This window comes from Pseudomonas sp. TMW22090, from assembly GCF_022496665.1.
GTDB lineage: Bacteria > Pseudomonadota > Gammaproteobacteria > Pseudomonadales > Pseudomonadaceae > Aquipseudomonas > Aquipseudomonas gregormendelii.
Map to the genome: position 1 here is coordinate 736,574 of NZ_SCFH01000001.1, position 17,182 is coordinate 753,755.

Here is a 17,182-nt window from a genome sequence, read left to right on the forward strand (position 1 = left end):
ATGAGGTTTGAGAATGGAATGAGTCACTTTGGGGAAAGGCTTGCCCTTACTTTAAACCCCGCACACTGCCCCACCCTCCCCCCTGTCGAAGCCTCCTGTTTTTACCCTGCAAGTAGGTGATGCAGGGGGTAAACCGATCGCCTGGGAGTGAACGAATGCCGAACGCTGCGTCATTCGTATCAGTCTGTGATGTCTACGACCGGAATTGGCTCTATCGCCCAGGAATCAAAATTACGACGCTCGGGGCTTGGTATAGCGCATGCCTTACGTCCCGTGAATTCTCGAGCGAGACATTCTTCATCGATGCGCCACCCTCCCTGCTCCAGTTCCTTCACCCGTTTCCGGAAAGAAATCTGAAGCGCATCAGACTTCAACGAAACCTCCTGCTGCCATGAGTCTGGCACTCGCTCCGGACGCACATTTTTGAGTACGTCATGGTCTTGTTCGAAAATGCGGATATTGCTGGCAACAAACCTTTGATCCAGCAGTCGAGATCGAAGAAAGGTTCTACCCATCATCCACCAGGTTCTAGTGCGGTTAGCTTCGATTGGGACGTGCGCCGAGACGATGTAGATGTTCCAGCCACTCGGCAGTTCGAGCTCCAGAGTTGTACACGGGCCAGACAAATGAAATCCAGGCACAGTGGCCACACTGACAAACTCAGTTGATGATTTGCGCCTGAGCAAGCCTTTGCGCACTGGCCTGCGCATGAGCATCTTTGCACTACCGCTCCAGGAATCAGCTTCTACATTGAACGATTCAATTTCGGGATGATCCGGATCGCCGAAGGTAGAGCCATGTACAAATGGAGCATGTGCGAAGTCGAGGCCATTCTCGATAATCCGATCCCAACTTGCCTCCCAATCAAAATGACCAGTTACCACTCGGACGGCTGGATTATCGACCCAATCCAGATTTGGTAGAGGGGGACGTTCCGGCTCAGGGAGGTCACCCAAAAAGGCCCAAATCCAACCGTAACGCTCTAATGTTGGATATGCGTCCACTCGGGCCTTAGCTGGAATTCGCAGGTTTGGCTGGGCAGGTATAAGCGTGCAGATTCCATCTGCTCCAAACCGCCAACCGTGATATGGGCATTGCACGCTGTCTCCCACCTTGCTGCCAGCGGATAGCGAGCCTCCACGATGCACGCAAACGTCAGAAAGCAGGTGCGCCATCCCAGCGTTGTCACGGAACGCTACGAACGGTTGTCCAAGCAATCGAACCGACACCAGCCAGCTCGTCAGCTGCGATGACGGAAGAACGACGTACCAGATATTTTTGAGCATTGCCGGGCGACCAGTTAAACCGAAAGTGGATTTAAAGCTTCGGAGAGTTTGAGCCGTTCCGTCGAGGGGCGTTCACTTCAGATACCACATGGAAAGCAATTCCCCATTCCAACTAGGCCTCGGCGTTTGGCACCGTTTGGTAGCGAGAGCGCTATCAGGTTGGATGACTCAATTGGTCCGATGCTTATTTGAGCCTACCTGCGCTGCTGGAATCTTTAGTGAAAGAAAAGGTGAAAAACGACCCTGTCGTCATGATACGAAGCTCTATACAAACTGGCATCACACTCCCAACAGACCTCCGGGCGCTCTGGTTATGGAAGGATGGGAGTACCGAGGAAGCGCTATTGACCAATCACATGTTCATCTCTGTCAAAGACAGCCTGAGCAGCAAGCTTGAGCTCGACGGAATGATAGGTTCTGACTTCGAAGACCCAGCTAGGTCATGAAGTCTGGTACCGCGTGAAGGAAGACCGGCGGTCATCCAAATATTCTGTGGGATCTGGGCCCCCGGTTGTTATTCCTTGATCGGTGACAGCACTTACCTCCATCTGAAAAACCTACATCTAATCTAGGCCCGCTGGCCCGAACCTGCGACTTCTACATTGCCCTCTCAATCGGTGGCCACGGAGTAACGCGTATACTGCGCTTCTTCTCAATTGCTTAAGCTTTCCAATGAAAAAACTGCTTTCCGTAGTAGCTCTAACCCTCTCAGTAATCACGCCCGCCTTCTCAAGCCCTCCAGCGACCTTTTCCGACGCCAAGATCATCGCCAAGCAAAAGATCTACCTCGACCAGGCGAACAGCGCCATGGGCGAGTTGTATTGCGGCTGCAAATGGACGTGGGTTGGTAAATCGGGAGGTCGTATCGATGCTGAGTCATGTGGCCTTAAGGCGAGGAAGCAAGAGACTCGATCAGAACGTACGGAGTGGGAGCACATAGTTCCAGCCTGGACATTCGGCAACCAACGTCAATGCTGGCAGAACGGTGGTCGAGAGCATTGCGTGGACGATGATCCGGTATTCCGCGCGATGGAAGCAGACCTTTTTAACCTCTACCCATCTGTAGGTGAGGTAAATGGCGACCGTAGCAATTTCAACTATGGAATGGCGTCCGGGGTCTCGCCGCAGTATGGCCAGTGCAAGACGCGAGTTGATTTCGATCAACGTGCTGCGGAACCGCGTGACGAGGTTAAGGGCCTAGTTGCCAGGACAACGTTTTACATGTTCGACAGATACAAGCTGAGCATGTCTCGTCAGCAGCAACAGTTGCTGATGGCCTGGGACAAGCAGTACCCGGTTTCGTCCTGGGAGAAAGAGCGAGATCGCCGCATTGCAGCAATCATGGGGCACTCGAATCCATTCGTAACTGGCGAGCGTCGATGGTCACAAGGGTACAAGGCAGTTGGTGATGGGGTCGTTAGCGCGATTCCTGTTAATTCTCCGCCAGTAGCAGCCCAGCCAACCCTCGCGAGCGCGACCGGGATAGGTGTGATCATCGGTAACCGGAAGAGCCAGGTGTATCACCTCTCAGTGGGGTGCCCTAGTTATGGTCAGGTGTCCGAGAAAAATCAGATCTCCTTCACCTCAGAATCTGATGCACAGGCGGCGGGATATCGAAAGGCAGGTAACTGCAAATAGTTGTTTCTCATTGAACCCGGCCTTGCGAAACCGAGGCCGGCACCTAACATCAGACTCATACATGCGTCCTGTTTTTGCGATTTTCATACTTGATAAAGTCATTCACCGCAGGCCGTTCCAGCTAAGGCTTGGACGCCACATCTTTCACCATCCAATAAGCCAATCGCTTGCTGTGAACGAGGAGTAGAAAATTGCTTAACCGTCCCGACAAAGACGCGCTCCGTGCACTGCTGGAGTCGCAAGTCCAAGAAAAGCTGCAGCACGACCCAGACGCGGTAACGACCTATGCGGCCCAGCCTGTACCTGACCGAAAACCTTACACCAGCAAGCCCACGGTTCAGGACAAGGCATTTCACAAAGAGCTCGAGCAGATGCGTTCTGACGCCGAAGCTGGAGTGATACATACGCCTAAGCGCGAGCCGGAGGACGCAGGCGCTCCTAGCCTTAAGCTTGATGATTATCCGGATCTGTAAACGAGCCACCGCGAATCTAAATGCGGGAACGGCTTGCCTACTCATAGCAACGGAGATCAAATGTGAAAAAGCCCCCCATGAAAATCATCATCGAAGAATGGGATGGTGACGGTGCCATCCGAATTCCCGATGAGGCGCTGCAGGAGCTCGAGCTGGATGTCGGCGACGCTGTGTACCTGATAGAAGAGTTTGTCGGCAACACGCGCTGCCTCATCCTATCAAAAACGCCTCAGATTGCGGATCGGATAGATGAGCTGACTGATGGCTGGAATAACGAACAGCGCGGCACCGCCGAGGACAAGTTAGGTCGCTCCTCCAAATCAAATCGAGGGCTTGCGATGAATTCGTAAGGTTGAAGCACGTGACAAAACTTAAACGAACACTCCCCTCTCCAGTCGACCGATTAGATCCAATTTGGACTAGGACTCACCGCGCCTCTTCGAGGACTCGGAAGGAACCAGTCTGGATTCGTCCGGAACTCCGGGCTTGCGCAGTCTCGATCATGGGGTGAGCACCCGGAAGTAACGCCGCCCGACCAGCTACACTCATTCGATACCTTTCTGCACCGAGACTTCGAGCATGGCGACCAAGACCGCAATCGTATTCGCTGGCGGTGGTAGCTTGGGTGCTGTCCAGGTAGGCATGTTGCGGGCCTTGGTCGAGGCTAATGTTCGATTCGACTTGGTGGTGGGCGCTTCGGTGGGCGCCATCAATGGTGCCTACTTTGCCGCACGGCCCGATTTGGAAGGTGTCGAGGCGCTAGCCGGTTTTTGGCGTGGTCTTCGTAAAACGGACATCTTTCCATTGTCCTGGCTCGATACCTGTAGAGGACTGATCAAAGGACGTGGGTTTCTGTTGCAGCCGGCGGCTTTGAACAGACTGCTAGGACAAGCTCTACCTATCCACCGCATTGAGGATGCGACGTTACCCCTGCACATCGTCACCACCGACTTGCTGAGCGGTGCCGAGACCGTTCTGTCCAGTGGCGAACTCCGACAGGCGTTGCTTGCCAGCGCGGCCACCCGCTGGTGTTCCCCTGCGTAAAAATTGCCGATCAGTTCCTGATTGACGGTGGCGTGGCAAGCAATACACCTATTTCAACCGCCGTAGCCCTGGGCGCCACCAACGTAGTGGTGGTTCCTACAGGAATGAGTTGCGCCCTACCACAACCGCCCCGAGGCCTGATCGCCTTAGCCCTCCATACTGTCAACCTGATGAGCATGCGCCAGTTGGTGAGTGATATCGAACACTTCCGCACTCTCACCAGCCTGCACATCGTCCCGCCCTTGTGCCCTGTGGATGTCTCGGTGTTCAACTTTGACCAGACCGAGTCTTTGCTGCAGCGCGCATATGAGCAGACCCTCCGGTGGCTGGAACATGGGGGGCTCGAACGCACCAAGGTACCTGGTGCCCTGACCATCCATTCACATGCCCATGAGCATTGAGTGAAGGCTCTATTCGAGCTGCGCTTAATAGCCAGGGTCACTTCGGATGGGCAGGCCGTACCACTGATGTTCGTTCAGAAGGACTTCATATGCACTTCTATCAGGCACACCAAAAGTTCAGCCGGGCCCTGTTGGCCCGAAGTAGCGACTTTAGGAAAAAGGGCTTAACACGGCACCTACTGCTAAACCGCCCTTCCTACGATGAGAAGCATGGTGCTCTGTCATGATTTGTCTCAGCTTAAGCCCGTCCCTGTCTTTATCGACGTACTCACCAAGGCGGACGCGGGCATCAATGCGTTCGGCAACGATGTCCGTCAACCCATAGTCCAAAGTGATATCGGCCTGGGAGGTGGGGTAAGTGATCATCAACTCCCGCAGCACCGGCCACAGGATGGTTTTGGCTGCGTGTTCCACTGAGGTTATTCGTATTGTTCCAGCGGGCTTACCGCCCAGCTCACTCAGGGCGCCTGCTTGCATCCTGTTCGTCGAGCGCAAGTGCGAGGGTCTACAAGAGCAGTTGCCCTGCTTCGGTGGGCGCGACGCCGCGAGTGGTGCGAGTGGTGCGATTCAGCAAGAGCATATGCTGCGCCCTTAGAGAAGCGGAATGCTGTAGCTTACAAAAACCCGATTCTGATCTTGATCACGGGCGGCTTCACTATTGGATTTACCGTTACGCCAACCGAATCCAACACCTTTGAGCGCCCCTGACTGAAGGACGTAGTCGAGAAAAATATCCCTTTCCCATTCTTTCTGATTGTCACCGGATCTCGTCTTGATATTGTCCCCGGAGAGGTATACGACCGAGGCTTTCAGTCCAGGGACACCCAGGGCAGCAAAGTCATAGGCGTACTGACCGAATGACGTACGCTCCCCTGCGCGGGTGAAACTCTGGATCAGACGGTCTGTATACAGGTACACGCTGCTGCCTCCGGCGCCTTTATCTACCAAACCACCCTGGTTGAGCTGGGTGAAGCTGCTACCGTCCGAAACGCTTTGGTAGCCCGCAGTTATCGCATGGCCGCCAAGGCTGTAAATCAATGCAGCACTCCAGGTACGGTTGTCGATCACGCCATCACCGTTTTTGGTGTAGCCACTGATTCTGTAACCTGATGTACCGGAGTTGTTTTCACCTGACGAGTCAGTGTTGAAATAGCGCAGGTCGGTTTTCAGGGATTGGTTGTCCGAGAACGCAAGCGTGTGAATCAGCCCGAAAAACTGCTGAGTGTAGTAGTTTTCGAGATGGGCATAGTAGTACTGAGCCGTTAGATCCTTGGTGACTTTCCAGTCGCCCCCGGCGAAGTCGAACTGGTTGCTTTCACGCGTACCTCCCAGAGCGGCCAGCCCCGTCTGATCAGTTGAACCGCGACCTGTTGCATGTTCAATTCGCCCACCGGTCAGAGTCAGATCCTTGAACTCGCTCGAGGTGACTTGGCTGCCGTCGAAGGTTTGTGGAAGCACCCGTCCATCGTTGGCGACCAGAATCGGAAGTTTCGGAATCAAGGTACCGTAGCGCAGGTTGGTCTTCGATATTTTGACTTTTCCGGTCAACCCCAACCGACTCCACTCATCGACGGCGCGGTTATCACTGTCAGAGGGAATCATAGAGCTGCCGACGTGGCGTCCCTTGCCTGTGTCCAGGGTAACACCCAGCAACCCCAAGGCATCGACACCAAAACCAACGGTACCATCAGTATATCCCGACTTAACGTCCAGCATGAAACCCTGCGCCCACTCTTCGGTTTTCGAAGGGACAGCGGTGCCATCACGGTTGTCATTATTGAAGTAGAAGTTCCTCATTCCTAACGTAGCTTTGCTATCACTTAGGAAGTCAGCAAACACCTGGCTACTCATGGCAATGCTGCCAAACATCAAAGTTGCAGATATTTTATTTACGCTCACTTATAACGCTCCGATTTTTTATAATTGTTAAATAACAGAAGCTACAAGAAAATCTTCCACACCAACGCAACACACACGAATCCCACGCAGCGTTCGCTAACGCAAATGCATCAACTTAATATGCACAACTGGAATACCTTCTATCTTATCTACTGGTGTAATCCACTTTCTGACTCCAGATAGATCAGGAAGTATTTTTAATCCAGGCGAACGTCCCCTTACGCCATTTAACGTTAATGCAGTTCAATACCTAATTTGGAAACGGTCATTAAGCGCGGAGTGCAGGGCTGTGGAATGAAGGCCCATTGGGTTTTAGCCTGATTCCCTCACGAAGTCTTTTCCATGGAATGTCCGCAGGATCCGCTGTCATGGGCCCAGGCGCTTTGGCAACGAGTATTTGGTCGGCAATCGGCGCGAAATCGGCCCGGAAATGAACAGAGCTTTTGTTAACCAGTACACTCATTTTTTCTGGTTCTATACCTGCTATCCGATACAAATTCCTGTCCAGCATCTGACATTTACCAGAGCTGACAGCAACCTTCACTCCCCCGATTTTCAAGCATGCAACAGGCCCCACATCAACCTCCATGCCATTCATCATGGGGCCTGCAAAACGACAGCGGCCATCGGATAGATGCATTACTTCAAAGCGCCCCTGCAAGGGACTATCGCCCAGTGCACCTGACTGTCCCCCCAGCGTTATCTCAATGAAACCGCCTACCCCGGCTGCAATGGCGGACTGAACTGCTGCCGGGTCATAAAGCAATCCTACGGCGGCATTAGTAGCACCGTGTTTAATGAGTGCTTTAAGCATTCCTGTTGTGTTCGAATCCCCGCCTGCTCCCGGGTTGTCTTGGGTATCGGCAATGACAATTGGACGCTGAGCGGTTTCTGCTAATGTCATTGCTCGGAGCACTGCTTCGTCCGGGAGCAGGAAAGGTACTTCCCACTGATCCTCCTCCCCCACTACCTTTTTATAAAGGACAGCGACAGCAGCCTTGATCGCTTGCCTGTCTGTTCCATAACCCCAGATAACCGGCCCACACTCCTCGAAATCAGCAGCCGGAAAGCCTGGAGTAAATGACAATGAAAGACCTTCGGACTCAAGGTGTTCTAATTGGTCGTAAAGGCTTCGTGCTGGATCCATGAGCGTGCACATCCCGTTTATCGGGATCAGGAAAGGGAGTCGCAGGCTCTCGCAATGCAGTTTTCCCGAACGGAGCCGCAACTCAAGTAATTTGGCAGCTCGTGCGCCAGTATCAGCCATATCCACGTGGGGATAAGTACGAAATGCAACCATTGCATCTGCGTGGTTGAGCATCAACTCAGTAACATTAGCGTGTAAATCCAAAGATACGACTATCGGAATATCCTGGCCGACAACAGCTCGCAGCCGAGCTAGGAGCGTTCCTTCTCCGTCGTCCGTATGTTCGGCAACCATAGCCCCATGCAAGTCTAGATATATACCGTCGATTGCTTCGTTTGCAGCGGCCTTTATGATTTCATCGGTAATGCGGTCGTAGGTCTCTTGAGTAACATGCGCGGATGGACTGGCTCCAGCCCAGATCACCGGGACTACTTCATAGCCCAAGCGCTCTGCTTCAATCAGAAACCCGCCTGCCGGAATATTAACATTCCGAAGCTCCAACATCTCAACGCCTCTTACCATCTGAGGAAAACCTTCACCCCTGACAAAATTCTCATATTCAGCTTTGGAGGGCGCGAACGTATTAGTTTCGTGTTGAAAACCAGCGATCAGAATTCGATATGTCATGGCTATTAAACGCCTCGTTGAAATTTTTAGACAGGCTGTGTAATGCAAACTTTTTGCTGAACACGTTGCGGCTTGTTGGCGGCAAGTATCAATGAACCCACTATTAGAATTGCAGCCATGACCAGAAGACCTGAATCAGAGTTGCCAGTGATGGACTTGGCATAACCGATCACCGTGGGACTGAGAAACCCGCCCGTTAACCCAATGGTGTTAATAACTGCGATACCACCCGCAGCAGTGTCACCTTTGAAGTATTGCGAAGGAATTGCCCAGAACACTGTATAAGCAACCCACATCATGGTCGTAGCAAGCGTCAAGAAAGTGAGTGCAAAAACAAACTCATTCTTGTAAATCACAGACCCCATTAAACAAATGGCTGCAATTAACGCCGGTACAGCGGTATGCCAACGCCGCTCAAAAAAGTAATCTGATGTACGACCAAAGACCAACATCCCTGCCATCGCACCCACATATGGAATCGCTGAGTACAGGCCGATCTGCATGACACCTTGAACGCCTGCATCCTTCAGAATGGATGGCAGCCAAAAGCTCATGGTGTAAATTCCGCAAATCAAGCAGAAATAACCAGCCGCCATTAGATACACACGAGGGTCTTTTAACACTTGTACAAATGAATGGTGGGCTCCCTGCCCTTCACCGATATGCGCATTCAGCACTTGTTTTTCACGCGCACTCAACCAAGGCGCGACCGAGGGTTTATCGCTAAGAACTTTCAACGCTATGAGACCTAACACTACAGCCGGTAATGCCTCCAGAAAAAACATCCACTGCCATCCGGCCAAGCCGTGGAAACCTGCGAAGGTGGTCATGATCCACGCGGACAAAGGGGCCCCAAATATGCCGCCCAGTGGCCCCGCAAGCATAACGATCGCCATCACTCTGCCTAACCGTTCACGGCCATACCAATAAGTAAGGTAAAAAATCATTCCGGGAGCGAAACCCGCCTCAAAGACTCCGAGGAAAAAACGCAGCACGTAAAATGATCTCTCGCTTTCGACGAAAACCATGCATGCAGATGTGATACCCCACAAAATCATTACCCGGCTGAGCGTCTTGCGCGCTCCGATCTTGGGCAATAGCAAATTGCTAGGGGTTTCGAACAAGGCATAGCCTATGAAAAAAATTCCGGCACCAAGTCCATAAGCCGCGTCAGATAAACTTAGATCGCTTTGCATCTGAAGCTTGGCAAATCCCACATTTACCCGATCCAGATACGCCACTACGTAACATAGGAGCAAAAAGGGTAATAACCGCCAGTCTATTTTCCGATAGATGGTCGATAGCTCGCTCGATGGATTGATGCAATTTTGCATACTGCCTCCGCTGTAGGCGTTTTTATTGTGCGATTGATATTCAGGCGGAATGGCAAGGCAAGCAAGAGCAACTTTTTGATGTTATCGTTGCTCTGAGGGCAACGGTCATGCAAGGGGAGGATTTTTTGTGAGAGATCTGAATCAACGCCGAATGCGGTATTTCTATGAGGTTCTGTCCAGCGGTTCCATTCGTGGGGCAGCCGAAAACCTGAACACGGCACCTTCAGTTATCACCCGGCAAATCCAACTTCTGGAAGAGGAAGTGGAAACTATATTGTTTGAAAGGCAAGCACGTGGAGTGCTTCCTACTGAAGCAGCCCACCTTCTCTTGGAGTTCTGGCGTGGCTGCCAGGCACAACAAGAGCATCTTGAAGACCGCTTGCGAGGATTGAAGGGGTTAAGGGAGGGTGAAGTCCGTATCGTTACCAGCGAGGGGTTCATCGACTTGCTGATCGACAATGTTTTGAGGGATTTCACTGCCACCTATCCTGGTATTCGTATCAGTCTAGATGTACTTCCGGTCAAGAGCGTTCTGGAGGAAGTAGTTCAGAGCGCAGCCCATATCGGCCTCGCGTACAATCCACCTGCGCATCCTGAAGTCACCTATCGCGCATCATCACTGCAACCTGTTCGATTGCTCATGCGATCAGATCATCCGCTTACGCATCTCAGTGAACCTCTGAAATTCGAAGAGATAATGCGTTACCCGTTAGCTGTGATGCCGCTTCAATACGGATTAGGACAGATTATTCAGCTCGTAACACATACAGAAAATCTATCCATTCGACCGGCCATGGTAACGAACTCTCTTACCGCTCTCCGACGTTATGTGATGAGCGGAGATGCGGTAACGATGATGAGCGAATTTTCCGCCTTTAACGATATGATTAGCGGAGATCTTGTTACTCGATCAATCGATCACCCACTATTCCAAAACATATATGCTCGTCTTCTAGTTAAAAAAAGAAAGCCCCAATCTGTTGGTGCAGAAGAACTTATAAAATGGATCAAAGAACGGATATTTATATTCAATAAATAAATGCCGAAGATAAATTCATACGAGCCGAGGACACTAATATTTTTCAAGCCCCCTCAAAGCCATCACCTTAGTAGTAAGCGTCCCGCCAACACACCTTCCGAACTCCCGTATTGGCGTCCACGTATTTTTAAGCGGATGCGATAGCCCTAAAGGTCAGGATTTGTAGACGCCAATGTCGAATTGGCCCATGTACCGGTAAAAAACTGCCCCACCCACAAGTCGGCACAAATCCAGCACAGGCAATGGTTCGCGAAGAATCAGACTGGGTCAGTGATATCTCGGCAACTGGTTCAATTCCGCTTGGCTTCACTGATCACCGGATAAGCGCTTCTACAACAGGCAGCTTTGGGTCGTTTTCTGCCTCTCGCGACCGGCAGAGATCGGCCAATAGCGGTCAGTAGAGACTTTATCTTTGCTGCGCTTCTCAAGCGCAGAATTGCCGCTGGCGAGATTGCGTAAACCAGCGGCAATCCAAACGACTACTGATCTCTCTACGGAAGCACTCGCTGCTTCTTGAGGCTATCCAGCGCATCGAACAGCGAGGCTTTCGAGTCGACCCTTTCAGTAAATCCGTACCGGTAGATTTTGTTCGTATCCGAGATGATGTCCGTCTCGGTGTGAAAGATGAAATCTCCGAATCCCCAGCCGACCAACTTGCCCAGATCAGGCTGGATCAAATTGTGGCGATCGGCGATTTCCCGCCACAGCGCGGCCTTGTCGGGCATGTGGCGTGCAAGCGTCAACGGAACCGGAGACGCCGTTTCCATCCCGAAATGTTTGGCCGTGTCTTGCCACATACGCTCCCAGCGGAAAATGTCGCCGTTGGCGACGTTGAAAGCCTCTCCACCAGCAGAGTCGCTGAGTGCAGCCCAGACACTGGCCCGTGCCAGTAACCCGGCATCGGTGAATTGCAGCAGCTGACCGTAGGCTTTATCGGTGCCGGGAAATCGCAACGGGATATCCAGCGCACGGGACAGCTCGGTGAAAACGCCGATGACCAGCGCGATATTCATCGTGTTGCCGTAGATATCCCCGACCACCAGATCGGGACGCAGCGCCACGTAATCCCAGCGGCTGTGTTCGGCACGCTTTCTAAGCTGGGCTTCCTGTGCAAGGTACAGGTTCGGTGGCATATGCCCCGCATCGCTTTCCAGTGCGGGCGTGCGAACCTTCGCGCCGAGGTGAGAGCCGTAAATTTTGAAGCCCTGATAGATGACCACGCGCTGAAGAGCGGAATTCGCCTGCTCAAGTCCATCCAGCACATTGGCCAGCATGTTGGCATTGCGACTTGCTTCCACCGCCAGATCCGGATCAGGACTGAAGGCCGCGTAAAAAACATGAGTCGTGTCTCGGACAGCGTTCACCGCGATGGCCACGGCATCGGCATCCGTGAGATCCGCCAGTATTGTCTCGGTACCCACGACGGCTCGGCGATCCAGCGCCCTGACCCGCCAACCTTCGCGCTTGAGTTCCTCTGCCAGGGCATGGCCGATGATGCCGTTCGCGCCGACGACAAGCGCGACCTTGGGGTTTGCCATAGTCGGGTTCATGCTGCCTCACCATTTCGAATTCTGATCATTTATTTCTCCTTCCGTCCTTGTACACGGGGTTGAGAGAGATGATGCCCACGGGATGATCTGTGATATAGACTGCTATCACGAATGGCTTATATGACATAAATTCACAATGGCACGTTGGGATATCAACCGTCTGGCAGAGATGGAAGTGTTCGTCCGGGTTATAGAACTCGGCAATTTTTCGTTGGCGGCGCGGGACTTCCGCATGACACCCTCGGCGGTCAGCAAGTTGCTATCCCGCCTGGAGACTCGCCTTCAGGCACGCTTGCTAAACCGAACGACTCGGCGACTGACGCCCACGCCGGAAGGCCATTCGTTCTATGAACAGTGCGTCAGAATTCTTGCGGATGTGGAGGATGCTGAACGCAGCACCTCCGGACAGGGCGATCCACGGGGGCTTCTCAGGGTCAGTGCCAGTGTGCCTTTTGCCCGAGGAGTTTTATTACCCCTCATCCCCGAATTCCTCTCGCGCTACACAGGTATAGAGCTGGATATCGTACTCACGGATCAAGTGGTGAATCTGATTGAGGAGCGCACCGACGTTGCGATACGTCACGGCCCGCTGGAAAGTTCGCGCCTGGTGGCGAGAAGGCTCGGCGAAACACGGATGGTCGTCGTCGCAGCTCCCCAGTATCTGGAGCGCCATGGCCTGCCGACCGTGCCAGAAGACCTGACCCGCCATAACCGCTTGGACTTCGGTTACACACGCACACTGAAAGGCTGGCCTTTCATCGTGAATGGCTCGCAATGGATTGTCTCGCCAGCGGGTAATGTGACGGCGAGTGACGGTGAGGCTCTTCGCCAGCTAGCACTGGCAGGAGTAGGCTTGGCTCGTCTCGATGAATTCCAAGTGGTTGACGACATTGAATCAGGAAAACTTTTGCCGATACTGCAAGCCTTCAACCCTGGAGACATTGATCCCGTCCATGCGGTATTTCTCGGCCAAGGCACGCAGATGCCGTTACGGGTTCGTGTTTTTCTCGATTATCTGGTCGCGAACGTACAACTCAAAAGGCTGGAACATGGTCAGGGGCCTGATGAAAAGCGGATGGGCGATGCTTGGTAAAATATGTGCTTCGTAAATGCCCACCTGGCCACATATGCTCACTGGAGCGCCACTTAGTCCGCAATGGGTCGATTGCTGCCCGTGGTGAAACGCTGAAGATAGCCAGAAGCAGCCCCTCGCATGCCCTATGGCATAACAGCAGTCATCAATGCACGGCGCAAATTCTTCGAACTGCACTCTACCAATAAAAGCACGCTGGCCGAGCAAGCCATGCGCTACATACAGCGGTTGTACGAAATCGAGTACGAAGTCCGCGACCTGGAGCCGGATTTACGGCGCCGAATACGGCAAGAAAAAGCCGTGACGGTGATGGATAGGCTGCATGCCTGAATGCTCGCCCAACGTGATCTTGTGCCCGAAGGTTCAGCGATCAGCAGAGCGCTCGATTACAGCCTGAAACGCCGGGCAGCGCTGTCGCGCTACCTTGATAACGGGGCCGTGCCCATTGACAACAATTGGGCCGAGAACCAGATCCGGCCATGGGCGCTTGGACGCAAGAACTGGCTCTTCGCAAGGTCGTTGCGCAGCGGGAAAAGGGCGGTGGCGATCATGAGTTTGATCCAAAACTGCACGACTGAAAGGGCATGATCCGCATGCTTATCTAAAAGATGTGCTGACGCGGCTGCCGACGCAGCAGGCGAGAGAGATTGACCGGTTGCTTCTGCATCAGTGGATGCCAGCCTGACTCATAAGATTCAGGGCTGTGCATAATTGAATATGGCCAGCGCAGCGAGCAAAAGGATGTGGATGCCTAACAGACTCACCAGCAGTCGTCTCATGCGCGGCGGGAAGCGTTTAACTTCATCGAAATCAATTAACTTCCTGCGCACAAAGATCCTTGGTGCAGCCAGCACCATTGAGATCAACCCGGTGCGCATGACCTTGCCCAACAAACCTGCATGTTGAAATGTATTTTTATTGCCGGTCACGAAGATGCAATTCGTAAGAAACGACTCAAAGCGCTCAGTGTATTTATGTGCAATGTAGCACTGTACGACCATAGCCAGCATCATGGGTGCAATGATCAGCAACGCGATCAATCCAGGGGCAACTTCATTCACTCCGATACCTCACCATACAAAAAGTCACCCAGCATCTCGCCTGCCTTGCTCCCGAAATCACCGAAGAGCTTACCGCCCGCTGCACCACCGACGACAGCACAAGCTAGTGCTCCAGGGCCGCCTGTACTGACCCCCAGAACTACGGCACAAACAGCAGTGCCAGCCATACCGCCCACATACCCCCCGGCGCTGCCGCCCGCCAAGCTCCCCATCAATGTCGAACTTTCGACATATTTGGCGCGGCGGCATTGTTCCTCCCGGCCCAACGTGCAGGCTTTATGAATCGACAAGCCTGTGGACGCCACATCCAGCGCAGTACCAATATAAGTGCCTTTCTTGATTAGATTCGACGCTCTGGCAATGCCAGACACTTTGTCGGCATAGCCGGCGATCTCGCCTGTATGGAGGTAGCTGCGGGTCGAGATACCCAATGCCTGCTTGATCTTTCCCTCGTTACGTAACCCTGAGCCATACGCGGCAACGTTCCCCAACTGCTTTTCGAGCTTTATGAACAAAGCGGTGCGCTTGGCGTAAAACGTGTCGCGGGCACTCAGGGTGCCAGAGCCGAGGTAATCGCGGTGTAGTTTCTCGATCTCCTCAAGTGTGACCTTGATATTTCCCAGGTGTTTGCTCCACCCATCACTGGCTGCACCCGCTCCGATTGAGGCATTGGCCAGTACGCTCTGCAGCAAGTCGAAGTGTTCCAGGAAAAAATCATCCCCCTCCACCCCGCTGGTCAGCAGATCTCTATGCACCTGAGCAGCCTTGGCCATCAGGAACGCTTCTTGGCTAGTGCAAGATGGCGTACTGGCGTCGCCCACAATAACAAGCTCCCCGGCCATGACCACACTGGTGGCAATATGCGCATTCAAGACATCAAATTTGCCTTTGGCATACCCCGACACCGGTGTGCTAGCTTTCAACGACTGGTACGACTGGGTTCGTGGGTTGATGAAGCTCCGTGCTTCAGACATCGCCTTTCCTCACGCGTACTTCTTATTGTTGATCCGATCCCAGCCCCCGGCCACATTACCGCCAGCGCTACCATCGGAACGTTTCTGCCGGGTGTACGTGGTTTTGATGCGCCCGTAATTCAACTGAATGACTTCGATGGGAACGCCCGAACTGGCGTTCTGCGAGTAGTCGGCAATAATCACCTCCTCCAATACAATTTCGTAGTACTTAAGCTTGTCCGTGCCTGCCCGACAAAGCACGAGCTTAACTTCTTTGAAATGTTGACCCACACAGCTCGCTTCCAGCAGTTTGCAGCTGGCGATGTCGAGAAACTTGGTGAAGGTAAAATTGGTCAGGGTCGTACGCCCTGAAGTTGCACCGCCAGAAGAACTCGCGGTGGCAGAGGTGCTTTGATTGACGCCGAAGTTGTAGCTCGTGATCTCGATCCAGTTGGTGTACTGGTCATCCAGCGATTCGCCAGCGATATCGTCAAATTGGATGAAAGCGTCGAAGGACATGCTTACCTCTCCTTGGTAATAGTTGGGTTGAAACCTGGTGAATGGTTATGACTGTTGCGTCACCAAAATGTTCCCTCATACAAAAGCGCCACCTCTACCGAATAAAGTCATGGGCATATGAGCTAGAGAGCTGATTCTCCGCGGGCAGCTGCGCAGAGGCGAGCGCGCAGCCGCGATTATGAATTTAAGGTTCAGCTAGCACGCATGGGGTGTTCAAAGTCAGGGTGGAGGCAGACGCTGATTGTTCGCTCCTGAATGCAGACCATCCCCGTCAAAGTGATGTCGGTCGTGCTTTTGCGAGCTCCTGATCCACTCATTTTGGAAACTGGGCGCCTGATGACTATGCGGGAGTGAATGCCTATAGCGCAGTCACGGATTCCTGCTCTGAAAGGATGCTTTGAAGCCCCTCAAGGTTTAGCCGCTGACACTCTCCCTCGGCTTCTTCTCGGGTCTGATAGGTAGACTTCAGCCGAAGCTTCTCCTCATTGTCATAGAGGTTGAAGCCTATTGGAGCAGTCTGGCAGTAAAAGCGCGATCCGTTACGCATTGATCCCGTTTCCGTTGGGATTGCAGGGACAACAACAAATCTCGAAATCATCTTCACATCCTCTCCAAGCACCTCCTCACTATTAGCGGCCATGAGCCACCATCGCAAGCGACCGCAGTCAATTTCCGATAAGCAGCACGAGCGGACATGAGTCGATCGGAAGCATCGTAAAAAAGGCTCGTGATCTGCCCTGGCCTCGCACATCTACTTGTTTGACGATCATCCATTCCTGAAAACTTTACTGCTGCTACGCTGACTTTCCACGGAGGATTCGCGATGCCAAGCTCAGACCTGCTCCCATCCCTACTATTCAAGATCAATCAGAACCAACTCGCGCTTGAGGCGACCATTATGGAATTGACGCTTTGGGTTGAGCAGCGCGGATCTGCTGAAGTCGCCGACAACGTTCGTGGAGCGCTGGGCACGATCAGCAAAAATGAAGAATTCATCAATATGACGCTCGCAATGTTGATGGCTCCGGAGTGATCAACAGGCAGCTAAAATCCAAAAGCAGACGGTCAATTGAACTGCTGTGACTTCGGTCTTGTCATCCGAACAGAGCACACTGATT

At 52.8% G+C, this 17,182-nt stretch carries 15 protein-coding genes and 2 pseudogenes; 8 read left to right on the top strand and 9 right to left on the bottom strand.

Annotation, left to right across the window (positions count from 1 at the left end; all coding sequences use genetic code 11):
• Positions 1-179: 179 nt before the first annotated feature.
• On the bottom strand, positions 180-1,286 hold the full coding sequence (locus EQV97_RS03435; RefSeq protein ID WP_240888399.1) for an aromatic ring-hydroxylating dioxygenase subunit alpha: 1,107 nt from the start codon (positions 1,284-1,286) through the stop codon (positions 180-182).
• A gap of 672 nt (positions 1,287-1,958) precedes the next feature.
• Between EQV97_RS03435 and EQV97_RS03440 the strand changes: the two genes are divergently transcribed.
• The 4 genes and pseudogenes from EQV97_RS03440 to EQV97_RS03455 all read left to right on the top strand — a co-directional run bounded on the left by EQV97_RS03440 (position 1,959) and on the right by EQV97_RS03455 (position 4,842).
• Entirely contained in the window at positions 1,959-2,924 is a 966-nt protein-coding gene (locus EQV97_RS03440; RefSeq protein WP_240888400.1) for an endonuclease, read from the top strand.
• A 191-nt stretch (positions 2,925-3,115) separates the two neighbouring features.
• Entirely contained in the window at positions 3,116-3,397 is a 282-nt protein-coding gene (locus EQV97_RS03445) for a hypothetical protein (RefSeq protein ID WP_240888401.1), read from the top strand.
• Between the two features lie 62 nt (positions 3,398-3,459).
• Positions 3,460-3,747: an AbrB/MazE/SpoVT family DNA-binding domain-containing protein gene (locus EQV97_RS03450; RefSeq protein WP_240888402.1), complete on the top strand. Its 288-nt coding sequence runs from the start codon at positions 3,460-3,462 to the stop codon at positions 3,745-3,747.
• A 229-nt stretch (positions 3,748-3,976) separates the two neighbouring features.
• Positions 3,977-4,842 (top strand): annotated as a pseudogene (locus EQV97_RS03455) (patatin-like phospholipase family protein).
• Positions 4,843-4,992: 150 nt separating this feature from the next.
• Here EQV97_RS03455 and EQV97_RS03460 read toward each other — a convergent pair.
• The 4 genes from EQV97_RS03460 to EQV97_RS03475 all read right to left on the bottom strand — a co-directional run bounded on the left by EQV97_RS03460 (position 4,993) and on the right by EQV97_RS03475 (position 9,849).
• A complete protein-coding gene (locus EQV97_RS03460; protein ID WP_240888403.1) occupies positions 4,993-5,256 on the bottom strand; it encodes a hypothetical protein in 264 nt (87 codons plus the stop codon).
• A gap of 177 nt (positions 5,257-5,433) precedes the next feature.
• Complete coding sequence (locus tag EQV97_RS03465) at positions 5,434-6,741, bottom strand: OprD family porin (protein WP_240888404.1); 1,308 nt, start codon at positions 6,739-6,741, stop codon at positions 5,434-5,436.
• Between the two features lie 268 nt (positions 6,742-7,009).
• On the bottom strand, positions 7,010-8,515 hold the full coding sequence (locus EQV97_RS03470; protein ID WP_240888405.1) for a M81 family metallopeptidase: 1,506 nt from the start codon (positions 8,513-8,515) through the stop codon (positions 7,010-7,012).
• 26 nt (positions 8,516-8,541) lie between these two features.
• Entirely contained in the window at positions 8,542-9,849 is a 1,308-nt protein-coding gene (locus tag EQV97_RS03475) for an MFS transporter (protein WP_240888406.1), read from the bottom strand.
• A 127-nt stretch (positions 9,850-9,976) separates the two neighbouring features.
• On the opposite strand from EQV97_RS03475, the gene EQV97_RS03480 reads away from it, so the two are divergent.
• Entirely contained in the window at positions 9,977-10,888 is a 912-nt protein-coding gene (locus EQV97_RS03480; protein ID WP_240888407.1) for a LysR family transcriptional regulator, read from the top strand.
• Positions 10,889-11,379: 491 nt separating this feature from the next.
• On the opposite strand, the gene EQV97_RS03485 is transcribed toward EQV97_RS03480, so the two are convergent.
• The gene (locus EQV97_RS03485; protein WP_240888408.1) at positions 11,380-12,438 is read right to left on the bottom strand and encodes an SDR family oxidoreductase; all 1,059 of its coding nucleotides are present in this window, start codon (positions 12,436-12,438) and stop codon (positions 11,380-11,382) included.
• A 136-nt stretch (positions 12,439-12,574) separates the two neighbouring features.
• Between EQV97_RS03485 and EQV97_RS03490 the strand changes: the two genes are divergently transcribed.
• Entirely contained in the window at positions 12,575-13,531 is a 957-nt protein-coding gene (locus EQV97_RS03490) for a LysR family transcriptional regulator (RefSeq protein ID WP_240888409.1), read from the top strand.
• A 147-nt stretch (positions 13,532-13,678) separates the two neighbouring features.
• A pseudogene (locus EQV97_RS03495) lies at positions 13,679-14,216 on the top strand (transposase); the annotation flags it as partial.
• Between the two features lie 10 nt (positions 14,217-14,226).
• Here the strand turns inward: EQV97_RS03495 and EQV97_RS03500 are convergent.
• Genes EQV97_RS03500 through EQV97_RS03510 form a run of 3 tightly spaced genes read right to left on the bottom strand, consistent with a single transcriptional unit; the run spans position 14,227 to position 16,064 of the window.
• On the bottom strand, positions 14,227-14,592 hold the full coding sequence (locus EQV97_RS03500) for a hypothetical protein (RefSeq protein ID WP_240888410.1): 366 nt from the start codon (positions 14,590-14,592) through the stop codon (positions 14,227-14,229).
• Positions 14,589-15,566 (bottom strand): hypothetical protein, encoded by a 978-nt coding sequence (locus tag EQV97_RS03505; protein ID WP_240888411.1) that lies wholly within the window; start codon positions 15,564-15,566, stop codon positions 14,589-14,591. Before EQV97_RS03505 ends, EQV97_RS03500 begins: the two co-directional genes overlap by 4 nt.
• A 9-nt stretch (positions 15,567-15,575) precedes the next feature.
• On the bottom strand, positions 15,576-16,064 hold the full coding sequence (locus EQV97_RS03510; protein ID WP_240888412.1) for a type VI secretion system tube protein Hcp: 489 nt from the start codon (positions 16,062-16,064) through the stop codon (positions 15,576-15,578).
• Positions 16,065-16,887: 823 nt separating this feature from the next.
• Here EQV97_RS03510 and EQV97_RS03515 point away from each other — a divergent pair.
• Positions 16,888-17,097 carry a hypothetical protein gene (locus EQV97_RS03515; RefSeq protein WP_240888413.1) on the top strand — a complete coding sequence of 70 codons (210 nt, stop codon included), beginning with the start codon at positions 16,888-16,890 and terminating at the stop codon, positions 17,095-17,097.
• The last annotated feature ends 85 nt before the right edge of the window (positions 17,098-17,182 follow it).